The 13,059-nt window shown below is 42.9% G+C and carries 15 protein-coding genes; 1 reads left to right on the top strand and 14 read right to left on the bottom strand.

Annotated features, from left to right (window positions below; all coding sequences use genetic code 11):
• Nucleotides 1-13: 13 nt before the first annotated feature.
• The 14 genes from EDD57_RS05815 to ndk all read right to left on the bottom strand — a co-directional run bounded on the left by EDD57_RS05815 (nt 14) and on the right by ndk (nt 11,980).
• On the bottom strand, nt 14-655 hold the full coding sequence (locus tag EDD57_RS05815; protein WP_131848538.1) for a DUF1405 domain-containing protein: 642 nt from the start codon (nt 653-655) through the stop codon (nt 14-16).
• A gap of 71 nt (nt 656-726) precedes the next feature.
• Nucleotides 727-1,536 carry a menaquinol-cytochrome c reductase cytochrome b/c subunit gene (locus EDD57_RS05810; protein ID WP_243649458.1) on the bottom strand — a complete coding sequence of 270 codons (810 nt, stop codon included), beginning with the start codon at nt 1,534-1,536 and terminating at the stop codon, nt 727-729.
• Between the two features lie 25 nt (nt 1,537-1,561).
• A complete protein-coding gene (qcrB, locus tag EDD57_RS05805; RefSeq protein WP_131848537.1) occupies nt 1,562-2,233 on the bottom strand; it encodes a menaquinol-cytochrome c reductase cytochrome b subunit in 672 nt (223 codons plus the stop codon).
• A 29-nt stretch (nt 2,234-2,262) separates the two neighbouring features.
• Nucleotides 2,263-2,760 carry a QcrA and Rieske domain-containing protein gene (locus tag EDD57_RS05800; protein ID WP_243649457.1) on the bottom strand — a complete coding sequence of 166 codons (498 nt, stop codon included), beginning with the start codon at nt 2,758-2,760 and terminating at the stop codon, nt 2,263-2,265.
• A 159-nt stretch (nt 2,761-2,919) separates the two neighbouring features.
• Nucleotides 2,920-3,381 carry a DUF2487 family protein gene (locus EDD57_RS05795; RefSeq protein WP_131848536.1) on the bottom strand — a complete coding sequence of 154 codons (462 nt, stop codon included), beginning with the start codon at nt 3,379-3,381 and terminating at the stop codon, nt 2,920-2,922.
• A gap of 50 nt (nt 3,382-3,431) precedes the next feature.
• A complete protein-coding gene (locus EDD57_RS05790; protein WP_131848535.1) occupies nt 3,432-3,983 on the bottom strand; it encodes a ReoY family proteolytic degradation factor in 552 nt (183 codons plus the stop codon).
• Between the two features lie 116 nt (nt 3,984-4,099).
• A complete protein-coding gene (locus EDD57_RS05785; protein ID WP_131848534.1) occupies nt 4,100-5,293 on the bottom strand; it encodes a hypothetical protein in 1,194 nt (397 codons plus the stop codon).
• Nucleotides 5,290-6,222, bottom strand: a complete 933-nt coding sequence (gene coaA, locus EDD57_RS05780; RefSeq protein WP_165873684.1) for a type I pantothenate kinase — start codon at nt 6,220-6,222, stop codon at nt 5,290-5,292. Before coaA ends, EDD57_RS05785 begins: the two co-directional genes overlap by 4 nt.
• Before the next feature lie 88 nt (nt 6,223-6,310).
• A complete protein-coding gene (locus tag EDD57_RS05775; protein ID WP_131848532.1) occupies nt 6,311-6,799 on the bottom strand; it encodes a hypothetical protein in 489 nt (162 codons plus the stop codon).
• 150 nt (nt 6,800-6,949) lie between these two features.
• The gene (hisC, locus tag EDD57_RS05770) at nt 6,950-8,047 is read right to left on the bottom strand and encodes a histidinol-phosphate transaminase (protein ID WP_341539663.1); all 1,098 of its coding nucleotides are present in this window, start codon (nt 8,045-8,047) and stop codon (nt 6,950-6,952) included.
• Between the two features lie 88 nt (nt 8,048-8,135).
• Nucleotides 8,136-9,230 (bottom strand): 3-dehydroquinate synthase, encoded by a 1,095-nt coding sequence (aroB, locus tag EDD57_RS05765; RefSeq protein ID WP_131848531.1) that lies wholly within the window; start codon nt 9,228-9,230, stop codon nt 8,136-8,138.
• A 15-nt stretch (nt 9,231-9,245) separates the two neighbouring features.
• A complete protein-coding gene (gene aroC, locus EDD57_RS05760) occupies nt 9,246-10,409 on the bottom strand; it encodes a chorismate synthase (protein WP_131848530.1) in 1,164 nt (387 codons plus the stop codon).
• Between the two features lie 26 nt (nt 10,410-10,435).
• The gene (gene holB / locus EDD57_RS05755) at nt 10,436-11,443 is read right to left on the bottom strand and encodes a DNA polymerase III subunit delta' (RefSeq protein WP_131848529.1); all 1,008 of its coding nucleotides are present in this window, start codon (nt 11,441-11,443) and stop codon (nt 10,436-10,438) included.
• Between the two features lie 93 nt (nt 11,444-11,536).
• Nucleotides 11,537-11,980, bottom strand: a complete 444-nt coding sequence (gene ndk / locus EDD57_RS05750) for a nucleoside-diphosphate kinase (protein WP_131848528.1) — start codon at nt 11,978-11,980, stop codon at nt 11,537-11,539.
• A gap of 218 nt (nt 11,981-12,198) precedes the next feature.
• Here ndk and EDD57_RS05745 point away from each other — a divergent pair, with 218 nt between their 5' ends.
• Nucleotides 12,199-12,906 carry a DNA alkylation repair protein gene (locus EDD57_RS05745; RefSeq protein WP_131848527.1) on the top strand — a complete coding sequence of 236 codons (708 nt, stop codon included), beginning with the start codon at nt 12,199-12,201 and terminating at the stop codon, nt 12,904-12,906.
• Nucleotides 12,907-13,059 lie beyond the last annotated feature (153 nt).

Below are 13,059 nucleotides of genomic sequence, written 5' to 3'. Positions count from 1 at the left end.
GGAAAAATACTCACTATTTTTGATATAACGTTTCATATTTCCATAATCGAACCTTACTCGGAATCATCATAAAGATCGCCGCTAGGAAAATACTTGTCAGTCCTAATACCACCGTAAAAAACGCAATAGACGGCATATAGCGATCTAGCTCTGTTACAACCCATGGATGTAAATCAAACTGGTAATCAAAATAGTCATTGATCAATGTCCAAGTAGCTGTAATCAAGATATCTCTTTTTTGGAAGGTGTAATATGGAAAATAGAGAGCTCCTTGCAACGCCATCCCCAGATGTGAACCGATTAACATCCAATGTTGCCATGTAAGAGACTCGGTCCAAGGAATCGGTGCCACAGCCGCTCCCCAGAAAATCATGACAACCGCCCAAATTCCGTATTTAAAAAGAGTGACACACGCTAGGGCCTCGATGAGAGGACTTCTTTTTTTGATCAGATATAAGAATAGAACCACTGTGAAAAACAAACTAGCCGTTGGGCTATCTGGTACAAACGGAATTTGATACCATTTTGTCATCGCCAATTGCTCTTTATACCAGTAGTAGCCATAGATAGTACCAATTAAATTAATCACGAAGAGAGAAAGTAAAAACCATCGCTCCATTATGACACTTCGAATATAGCTCACCGTAGGAGTCATCCTTCATTCTCCTTATGATCCGGAAAAAACCTAGTCACCGAAAGGCAACCAGGTTTTTTAGATCCATTCATTTATTTTTGCTTTTGTTTCATGAGCCAGTCAAGAAGAACTTGTTTATCGGCTTCGGAACCTTGGAACATACCTGCTGGCATCGCACCACGACCATTATCGATCACGTGCTCGATTTCCTTACGAGTCAATTTTTCATCCTCGCCTTTTAAACGATCCCCTACACCAAGAAGTGGAGGACCTTGGACCCCTTGCAGTTTGTCACCGTGACATTTGATACAAGCATTCTTTTTATAAAGCTCGTAGCCTTTGTCTTGTTCTGCGACAATCTTTTTATCTTTCGCAGGGGTACCGGCAGAAGATGTAACTTGGATCACATGCTCTGCTTCCGCAGCCCATGTTAAACCAATCACTCCGAGAAGTGAAAGGATTGCGATCCACGTGGTAGCAGGGCGCTTTAATGGACGACGTTCTTTGCTGGTATCCAAAAATGGAGCTAGCATCAAACCGCCAAATAATAGCCCTGGTACGACGATAATACCAATCGATATGAATGGACCCGCTGCCCATTTATATTTCAATAACTGATACAAGAATAAGAAATACCAGTCTGGTACAGGCAAGAAACCAGTATTCGTAGGGTCTGCAATATCACCCAACGGTGGCGACTCAGCCATAACCAAAGTCATAAAACCTACTAGGAAAACCGCTGCGACCATCCACTCTTTTAGCAAGAAGTCAGGAAAAAACTGTTCTGTCTTGCCAGGAAACTGAGAGTAATCTGGGGGGAGCATCTCTTTCGAATTCACCCTTACACGCGAGTCTCCCACATAGTGGACTTGCTTCTGGTTTCCGTCTTGATTGTGTGCCAAGTGGATCCCTCCTCACGTATACGGCTTATAACGGGCCTGAGATGCCCTGACGGCGTATTAAGATAAAGTGAGTAGCTAGTAAACCTAGCAACCCTGCTGGTAAAAAGAACACATGAAGTGCATAGAATCGAGGTATCGTGGTTGCACCTACCATATCGCCACCTTGCAAGAATGTAGCAAGATAGCTACCTATAAATGGAACCGATTCTGCAATCTGTATCCCTACTTTGGTTGCAAAGTAAGCTTTATTATCCCAAGGTAATAGGTATCCGGTAAATCCAAGGCCTAACATCATAAAGAAAATTAATACTCCAACGATCCAGTTAAATTCACGTGGATTTTTGTAGGAGCCAGTGAAGAATACACGTAACGTATGTAAGAATAGCATTACGATCGCGACACTTGCACCCCAGTGGTGCATACCACGAACAATCGTCCCCATGGCAACCTCAGTTTGTAGATACTTAACACTTGCGTGGGCGTTAATGATATCCGGAACATAATACATTGCAAGAAACATCCCTGAAAGGATTTGAATCATAACAACGAAAAAAGTCAGTCCACCAAAACAATAAATAAATGCGGAGAAATGGTGTGCTGGATTCACATGTTCCGGTACTTCATGATCCGCAACATCTCGCCAGATCGGCGTGACATCGAGTCGTTCATCCACCCACTTGTAGACCGCGCGCAACATAAACGCGACACCCCCTCGTGATCGAGTATTTAAGCTTTCTTGATTGGGCCAATCCACAAATGCCCAGCCTCAATTTTGGTTTCGTATTGATCAAGTGGTTTAGTTGGTGGCGTACCAGGAACGTTTGTTCCATTTTTAAAATAACGACCAAAATGACAAGGGCAGAAAAATTCACCCTTGAATTGTGGGTTACTCTCCCAACCTACTGTACAACCCAAATGCTTACAAACAGGTGAAAGCGCTAAGATTTTTCCTTCGCTTTTCATAACCCAAGCTGTACGGGGCTCCCCACCTTCTGGAACATACCATCCGTCTTTTACATCTACACGAAAATCAACTGATAGAGGAGTTTCAGTAATTTGATCCTCCTTGTAGTTCGTTTTGACGAATGCTCCCTTTCCTCCCTTTTTCAGCATAGGATCTGCTGCAAAACGGATCATAGGGAAAAGCATGCCCATTCCAAGGAAACCAGCCGTCCCACCCAACGTATACGTTAAAAATTGGCGGCGGGAAACTTTTTTACTCACGACAAGTCCGACCTCCTTCTACACGGCATGAACCGTTAAAACACGGGAAACGGAACCTTTTACACATGCTAGGACTTATTCTTTTACTAGGACATCTCCAATAATAGCGAATGGCATCTGAAAAATCAAGAAAACTCATGTGAGAAACATAACAAGTTTTCAATATGAGTTCTGCCAATTTTGTACAATTGCTTCCGTCGTCTCTCGCACATGCTTTTCTAGCTCCCATGTATCATCCCCAGATCCACATGACACAATTCTTGTAATCGTAGAAAACACAGGTAAATCTGCGCTTTCATCATTCTCCAGATATGTATGTTTTTCATCTGTCAACACAACTAGGTGAGTAAAGCCAGATTTTTGCAGTGACTGAACCGTGTTGTGAATCACTGAACGAAATAACTCAGGAGCCATTCCATAATCTACAATGGTAGGTAGCAAAAACACCCTCCCTTGTAAACCTTGTTCCACGCGTTCTGCTACACGCTCTAACCGATGAAAGCTTTGAAAAGGTAACTGTTTGTGCTCCATAAAACAGCTGGCTACAGGTAAGATCAACGTATCTACAAAAGGAGCTACTTGTTGCCACTCCTGATCCTCTACTGTATATAGTTTCATCATGTCCACATCCTTCTTATCTCAAACAAAAAAAGCCCAGCTTCTGCTGAGCATTATATCATGTCTTTCTCTAATTTTCTTAGTTCCGCTGTTAGGATAGCAAATCTTTCTTCATCTCGATCTTCTAGCGATTGATCAATCTGGACATATAACTCTTTTTTATGAAATTCCTTCATCGTATGGTCCAGAAACATCTCCGCGAACAGACTTAGTAGCTGATCTTGTGCGAGATCCTGTTTCTCCAACGGATTTACCTCCAATACAGCAGCAAACTCTGGACACGATGCACAATCTTTAAAGTACAAGCCAATATAAATATCTTCTTTTGGAAAAGACTTGATGTCAAAATAGGCACTTTCTACGTCTGTACCTAACCGCTTTTTCTTCTTAAACTGAAAAGATGGCTTCTTGACACATTTCGTAGACATGAGAATCGCTTTAGGTAGATTTTCTACGTGATCAACGAAATGGACTCGTTTTAATAGTTGTTCATCTGAGGACAGGTAACTGAGCAGCCAAGCCGCCTCTTTTTTTTGTAACTCATACCGATTCAAAAACCAGTTGATAAACTGTTTCTTCTCTGAAACGGTAACACTGTTGCTCATCTGCCTTCCCCCTTGCATGGATGGGTGAATGAGTCGATCTCTGACAAAGATGTAGCTCTTTGTATCTATCCTATTACACCTATAACTATTACATTCGAGTTAAAGAATCCATTTTCCTACTTCGGCGGCTGAATAAACCCTTCTTCAATTGTCTGTTCGCCAAATGCAGAAACGCCATGCATCCACCTAATCCCATTAGACGTAAGAGTAAAATAAGCTTCCTGGTTCTCCTCTCCCCACTTCCCAACCCCCAAATGAACCAACATCTCCATGATTTTTTGGAATAATGATTTCTCTGTTTCATAATAGAATGGCTTTAGCCAAGGGGAGACTGCTTGATAAATAGCAGAAACAGAGATCCAATTCGGGTAGGAGAGCAGGCCAATCCACCTTAAAATAATAGGTAGCTGAGGAATCGGACGACGGTAGAGGCGAATCCAGAATCGATAGAGCTGTTTTCCTTCCTGTACTCCTAGATGACTACACCTTTCAGATCCTACTGAAGTAACACCCAGATATCCTTGTTCTTCTTCTAAGATGTATTTTTCATAGTATGCATAATCATAAAGAAGTGAGAAGCGATTCGGGTATAGATGATACATTCGCCCAAAACCAAATCTCGGTCCTCCGCTTTTAATAGGCTCTTCTGGAATCGCAAACGTTTGGAGTAACTGCTTACATTGCTGACGATAAATCGCTTGATCCTGCGTCAATTTTACGATATCTTGCTGTAAATATTGCAAGAAACGTTGTAAATCATATACCATCTGATTTTCTTCATCACGATAACAACTGGGAGAATTCGATTGCTGAAAAGGAATATACGACTGAACAAATGCTTGTTGAATCTGCTCTCTCGTATCGCTAGGCATATGATAGAGATACTGCGTTTGGTGAGAATAGCCTGGAAACAACCAGCCCTTTTTTAAAGCCGCTACGACAAATGAGCGAGGGGTCCCTTCTTCTCCACATAAAGCCGCACGACCCTTTGCGAGAAGCTCTTCCATCGTGTAGGCCGGGCTTGGATCTAGCGTAATTAACTCAATAAACCGTAATTCAGTCGTAGAGCACCCTTCCAGCAAATTGTGGATATAACTTTTTTTACTGATTTGACGTAGTAAGCTACAGATTAACTCATGTTTCGAGTGTTGATCCGTTTGTTCACATCCATAGTACCGATGTAATTGTTTTAATTGATCAATTCCTGCATAAGTAAGCCATTCTGCTATTCTCATCTTACTACGACACCCTTTCGTCCCTATTAAATGATAGTTTGGACGAAAGGGTGTTAAGTTAGACATCGTATTCAAATCCGTAATTTCCTCTGTACATATATATCGGTAACAGAGTGGTCCCCATTTTTATGTAGAATGACATCGGCTCGTTCGCGTGAAGGTAAGATATAGTTATGTAGGTTTACGTGGTTGATCTCATTCCATACATTGGTTGCTCGGTTTAATAGCTCCTCTTCGCTTAGAGAGGTAAATTGATGGTAGTAGGAATGCGGATTGGTTCGAGCTTCCTTCCAGAGCCGTTTGACTCGCTCTAGATACCAAATAATTTGATTTTCTTCTTCTGCATCCACATAGATTGAAATATCCAGAAAATCAGCAGCAATCCATGAGGTTCGCTTCAGCAGATCCAATTGAACGGGAACGACTTGCAACACATTTAACCCTTCTACAATCACCATTTTGGGCCTTGTGAATGTAAGGGTTTCGTCTGGCAATATATCATACGTATCATGCGAGTAAATAGGAACTTTAAAGTTCGAAAAACCCGATTTACATTCATAGAGAAGGCGAACAAAGCCTTCCATATCATAACTCTCAGGAAAGCCTTTTCTATGTAATATATCTTTCTCAGTCATGATTTTCATCGGATATAAAAAGCTATCTGTTGATACGATCGTCACAGAATCTCTGCCCAGCGAATCTTCGAATAGCGTGTGAAAAATCTGGGCAATGGTACTCTTTCCACCTGCAACACTACCTGCCACTCCAATAATGAGCGGGATGTTCGCAGTACGTGGAGCTTGTTGTAAATGATGATATAGCTCCACAAAGCGGGACGCAATCGGGAGATATACTTGACGAATTTCATGTTCAGAGATTTTTAGTTTATCAATCAATTCCACATGCGCTTCTGCTGACAGTGAAAAAGGAGTTGCCTGATGGCGTTCATTCCACTTATCTCGCTGATAGCGGACATGAAGGGTTAAGTCAGCCTCTTGGCTCATGTTCATTCTCCTCTTTAGAGATCTTTGTCCATTGTGACAAAAAAAAGAGAGAATGACAATCTTTTTACTCTGTACTCGATCCATCCCATCATTTTTGAACGAATACTTTATGCCTAGAAACAAGCCTTCCTCCTTGTTCATCCTTTTCTTTTATCTTCATCCATCTACCAAACAAGAAAGCCACCCAAGAGACAATGAAAATAGAGAACGGTGAATCCCACTCTCGAAAGCCAAATAGGACAAACAACTCCCCTACTAGATAGGTCCAATCCGATTGCATTTGCTGGGACCATGTCCATGGTAGGACAAAAAGAGGCAGATGATAGAAACAGAATAAAGCACTCGACACCTTCCAGTTAAGGTGATAGCTCCATTTAGCAGTAGAGCCTAGACCTACATAAGCGAATAAGGTAATCACTCCAACCATGAGTAACGTCCATTCATGAAGAAGCTCCGTCATATCGCTAATGGGAAACCAAATTGAGATAAAAAAGGGAAATACCCATGTTTTTAAGATGAAAATACAGATGAGAACAAAGAAGAATTCCAATGAAAAATGCCAAATTCGTCCGCCCATAGACAACCCTCCTCATCCCACACTATGTGGACAAACCAAAAAAAAGAACCGCTTAATCGGTTCTACCATAGCAATATTAGGATAGGAGTGGAGAGAAACCATACTATACATTCAATATAACCTATATATTATCTGAAATGCAAGTAATTTCTAACATTTATGTTCTTCTAAAAAGGATTCAAGTTCTTTCAAAAAAGCTTCATTTTCGTCTTTACTACCAATGGTAACACGAAGGAAGGTAGGGAATCCGAGTCCTTCTCCAGAACGGGTAATCACGCCGCGGTGAAGCAGGAATTGAAATACATCGTTGGCCGGGAAACCGGTATCAAATAGGATAAAGTTTCCGTGTGAAGGATAATGGAATAAGCCTAATTGGTCCAAGCGTCCCGTGATCTGCTTACGTCCACTCTCATTTTGATTTCGGCAGTAGAAAACAAACGTTTGGTCTTCCACGGCTGCACTTGCTGCTAATTGAGCCAAACGATTTAGATTAAATGGATCCCTGACCCGATTCAACTCGGTTACCACATCCGGATGCGCAACCCCAAATCCAACCCGTAGCGCCGCCAAGCCGTAAATCTTAGAGAAGGTGCGTAACACGACAATATTGGGATTATAGTCGAGTAACGATAAAGAGTCTGGATAGCTAGAATCGGTCACATACTCAGCGTATGCCTCATCCAGCACGGTTAAGACATGATCAGGAACTTGGTCTAAGAAGGATTCAAGCTCCTCGCGACCCACTATCGTACCCGTAGGGTTATTAGGATTGCAAATCCAAACCACTCTCGTTTTTTCGGTGATCACTGCAAGCATTCCTTCAAGGTCATGAGTGCCTTCTTTCAAAGGGACTTGAATCGGTATAGCTCCTTCTATCTTGGTTACCGTTTCATAACGAGGAAACGTCAGATCTGCCATCACTGCCTCTGTATCTGGTTCTAGGTATGTACTGGCAATCATTTGAACAATTTCATCAGATCCATTTCCAAAGATGAGACGTCGTGGGTCTACTTCAAGGTGTTCGGCTACTTTTTCACGTAAATCAGGGGCAGACCCTTCGGGGTAAAGTTGGAGCGAATCTTTCCCTTGTTCGATTGCTTTCCAAACTGCCTTGGATGATCCGAATGGATTCTCGTTACTAGCTAATTTGATGATGCGTTCGAGTCCGAGTTCTCGCCTTACTTCTTCTAGGGGCTTTCCTGGTTGATAGACAGGTAGGCCGTGAATGGATTTTTTGGATTTGATCATGGATTTATTCCTCCCTTTCTTTTTATTTTACAATAGTTGAAGGTGGAAGGGTCGAAATTTTCACAGAAGAAAGAATGAGCTTAAATTATTAACAAGCCCCTATCCTATGTAATGCTTGACGGATCAACCCCTCGGGGACGTGCTCGTTGATTCGGACTTGTCCGTATATGGGTGATAGGATAAAGATAAATCCGGTAGAAGTGTGTTTCTTGTCTCGACGTAGGTAGTCCATCAGCTTATCTTCTGATAAAGGTGTACGTAGCTTGACAGGTAGACCAAAGTGGGTTAATAACTCTTCGGTCATCTTGGTTAAGCCTTGGCTGGAAGAGTGGATTTTTTCGCTCATCCACGCTGATCCGACCATGCCGATCGAGATTGCTTCTCCGTGAGTGTAGGCGCTGTAGGAAGTTGTTCCTTCGATGGCATGACCGATGGTGTGCCCATAGTTTAAGATGGCACGGATACCTTGTTCTGTTTCGTCTTGGCTGACGACAGCTACTTTGACCGCACATGCTCTTTCGATCGCTTCTGTTAGGTAGAGAGAATTACGGCTTAGCAACTCTTCTTTGTTTTGAAATAACCAATCGACAAAGGAGTGATCCCAGATTAATCCATGTTTGATCACTTCAGCAAATCCTGATTGAAGCTCTCGTGTTGACAGCGTTTGTAGGGTATCAACATCATAAATCACACCTTTAGGCTGATAAAAGGCACCCATGATGTTTTTACCGAGTATGTGATTAATCGCTACCTTCCCACCCACACTACTATCATGTGCGAGTAAGGTAGTAGGCAACTGAAAAAAACGAATCCCACGCATGTATGTAGCCGCTACAAATCCAGCGAGGTCTCCAATAACTCCGCCGCCTAACGCTAGGATGACGCTTTTACGGTTGCATCCGGCTTCTATCAATTTCCCAATCAAAGATTCATAGGTTGCTACACATTTCGATTGTTCACCATGAGGGACGATTGCAAAATCGATAGAGAAGCCAGATTCAGAGAGGCTTCTCCGAACTGGCTCCAAATAGTGAATAGCCACCTGATCGTCTGTGATGAGAAATAAGCGATCTTGTTTTTGAACACCTTGCATCTCTAATAGATTGGGCAGCTTAGCTAATAATCCTGAACCAATCAAGATGGAATAGGACTGTTCAGGTAACGAGACCTCTAGCTTTCTCATTTGCTCACACTCCCATTAAAAATTTCTCGTATGTTCCCGGTAGCGCTGGACCTGAGCGACTAACTCTTCCACTGTATCAGCAGGGAATTTTTCAAGTAATGCTTGGGCCACTTCCCAAGCGACTACAGCTTCCGCTACGACACTAGCCGCAGGAACTGCACAGGAGTCCGATCTTTCAATACTTGCTGCAAATTCCTCTTTTGTATCGATATCAACACTCATTAACGGCTTGTACAATGTAGGAATTGGTTTCATCACCCCACGTACGATAATCTCTTCGCCTGTCGTCATACCACCTTCGAAGCCACCTAGACGATTGGTAGCACGAGTAAATCCACGCTCTTTCGACCAGATAATCTCATCATGAACTTGTGAACCGCGTAAATTAGCCGCCTCAAAACCGATTCCAAACTCCACACCTTTAAACGCATTGATACTCACGATCGCTTGAGCAATTTTCGCATCCAGTTTACGATCCCATTGGGTATGACTTCCCAGACCGATCGGCATCCCCTCTACAATCACTTCCACGATGCCACCAATCGAATCCCCTTCTGCTTTCGCATCATCAATCTCTTTCATCATGGCCTGTTCTGCCTCTGGATCTAAGCAACGCACAGGCGATTCTTCAGCTTGCGTGACGAACTCAGATAACGGAACATCTAAGATTCGCTTCGCTTTCACTCCACCAATCTGCAAGACATGTCCTGCAATTTCGATCCCACATAATGCTAGAATCTGCCGTGCGAAAGCACCAGCCGCTACTCTAGCCGCTGTTTCTCTTGCACTCGAACGCTCTAAAACATCTCGCAAATCACGATGGTCATATTTTATCGCTCCATTTAAATCTGCATGTCCCGGACGTGGACGCGTTAGCTTTCTCTTATCTGCTTCTTCCTGCATCGGAAATGGATTCATCACCTTTTGCCAATGCGTATAATCCTTATTTTCTATCACTAAAGCAATCGGTGCTCCCGTCGTCTTACCAAAGCGAACCCCACTCATGATTTGAATTTCATCTCGCTCAATCTGCATTCGACGACCACGGCCATGTCCTTTTTGCCTGCGATGTAGCTGATGGTCAATCTGCTCTTTTGAAAAGGGAACTTGGCTCGGCACACCATCTATAATTAATGTAAGTTGCGGACCATGTGATTCTCCTGCTGTTAGGTATCTCATCTATATTCATTTCCTCTCAAAATGGCTTAATTATAGCCCAGTTTCGTCCAATCACTAGGAGCATCTTTTTGTATCCGGATAACGAATTGCTCGATTAATGACTGGTTACTTAGCTCAGGTCTAGCTACTAATTTCCTCGTAATCATAACCTGCTCGATCAGCTTCGCACATGCAGATTGAGTCGTTCTTTTTGCCTGGCTACTACCCTGCTCTGCAAAGCCAGCCATATTCTCATCCGCCATCCCGATCGCACTTCTCGAGACATAACGAAGCCATATCATAAGAAAATCTAGAATCAGCGTCACTTGCTTTTTCTGAATCAATTCTTGGAACCATGGCTCTTGAATCGTAACGATAGCGGTGGATTGCTTATTTACTAACAACTGAGACCAATCGATCACGTGACGAAAGATTCGTTCCAACTCCTCCGAATCCATTTCTAACTGCTCGAATTTTTGGGAGCACTGTGCTAGTACGTAATTCATAGGCGGCTGAATCCCGTGAGCTTGCCACATCTTGGCTTGCTCCAACCAAGTCGGCTCCACGAAGCGGACTGACTGACACCGAGAGCGAACCGTCTGCACGATACTCTTCTCTTGCTCCGTTATTAAAATCGCCAGCATGGGAGAAGTCGGCTCTTCTAAGAATTTTAACAACGTGTTCGCGGTCTCAATTCTCATCTGATCAGCCGAATCCAAAATAACGACACGTGTCATCCCTTGTGCAGATTGATATCGAAAACGATGTTGCAACTGTTTAATCTGCTCCATCTTTATCATGTTACCATCTGGCTCAATCACGAGTACATCCGGATGATTCCCTGATTCAATTTGCTTACAAGTAGGGCACTCATCACATGGATCTAGCTGACTCTTCTCGCAATTAATTGCCTTAGCGAACTCGAGGGCAATTTCCCTTTTATATGTACCTTTGGGACCATAAAACAAGTACCCGTGGGCAACACGATCTTGTCTGATGGCCGTTTGTAAAAATTCAATCACTCGTTTCTGATCTTTATATGACTGAAACGACATCTGGTAAATGCCCCCGTTCTCTATCACGTTCTCTCTATATCCTCTCAAAAGAAAAAAGCCCGGTCAACCCGAGCTTTTTTTCTTACCATCGCCCTACACCCAGCGATTTAACGTTTTTGCATAGCTTGTAACTTCTTCTTCCTTAAACCATAGGCTTAATTCACGCTCAGCACTCTCAGCAGAATCAGAACCATGAACGATATTCATGCCAACACTTACTCCGAAATCACCGCGAATCGTACCAAGATCTGCTTCTTTTGGATTCGTTTTACCCATCATATGACGAGCTGTACCAATCACGCCTTCACCCGCCCAAACCATAGCAAACACAGGGCTAGATGTGATGAAATCTACAAGCTCACCAAAGAATGGGCGCTCTTTATGTTCTGCATAATGTGCTTCCGCTAGGTCACGGGATACATGCATCAATTTTGCTCCAACAAGTTGGTAGCCTTTCTTCTCAAAACGAGCTACGATTTCGCCCACTAAACCGCGTTGTACGCCGTCTGGTTTCACCATAATAAATGTTTTTTCCATCCGTATTACCTCCAGTTTATGTAACAAATGTGCCTAGAAGATACATCTAAGCCAGTTTATAGCTATGTATAAGACCAAAAAAATTGTATCAAGAAGTAAATGGGAAAGCAACCGTTTTCAAAGAAAAGAAACCCAGCAAAATCGCTAAAAAAAGAGAAAGGAAAAATAGTAATGGCCCTAGAAAGGGGAACAATGATGAGGAAGGGAAGTGCAAAACGATGGATTTTGAAATGGTAATGCAGGAGCTAGAAGCACTCAGCAAGGAACGAATGAAAAAAATATACATAAGCAATGGAGCACACGAGCCTCTTTTTGGTGTAACGACAGGCGAAATGAAGCCACTTGCAAAGAAAATCAAGAAAAATCAACCTTTGGCGGACCAATTATACGCCACCGGAAACTACGATGCGATGTATTTTGCAGGTGTCATTGCAGACCCTATGATCATGACAGAAGAACATTTTGAACGCTGGATGGACGGGGCATATTTCTACATGCTATCTGACTTCGTCGTGGCAGTAACATTATCAGAAGCAGATATTGCGCAAGCCGTTGCCGATAAATGGATCAATAGCGGTGACGAACTAAGGATGTCAGCAGGCTGGAGTTGCTACTGCTGGCTTTTAGGGAATCGCCCCGACCGTGAATTTAGTACAAGTAAAATAGCGGATATGCTTGAGCAGGTAGACATGACGATCCACCACTCACCTGATCGAACCAAAATTTCGATGAATAACTTTGTCTATACAGTAGGCCTTTCCTATATACCCCTTCATGATAAAGCGATCGAAATCGCTCAGAACATAGGCTCAGTCGAAATCATGAAAGGCACGAAAAAGAGTAGCCTCTCACTTGTTTCCGAACGAATTCAAAAAGAAATCGACAAAGGACGGATTGGCTTCAAACGCAAGTATGTACGGTGTTAGCTTAAACGATGATGTGTCTCCTCGAGAAAAAACGCTTCCAGATTGCCGTCTGGAAGCGTCAGACTGCAGACAAACCTCTTCTGAACAACAAGTTTAGAAGAGGTTTTTGTGTGAATTGACTCAAATATCGTTTATGGCGATGGTTTCTCCATC

Origin of the sequence: Baia soyae (assembly GCF_004341445.1) — a bacterium.
Taxonomy (GTDB): domain Bacteria; phylum Bacillota; class Bacilli; order Thermoactinomycetales; family Thermoactinomycetaceae; genus Baia; species Baia soyae.
This window is presented reverse-complemented; position numbering and strand designations above follow the sequence as displayed.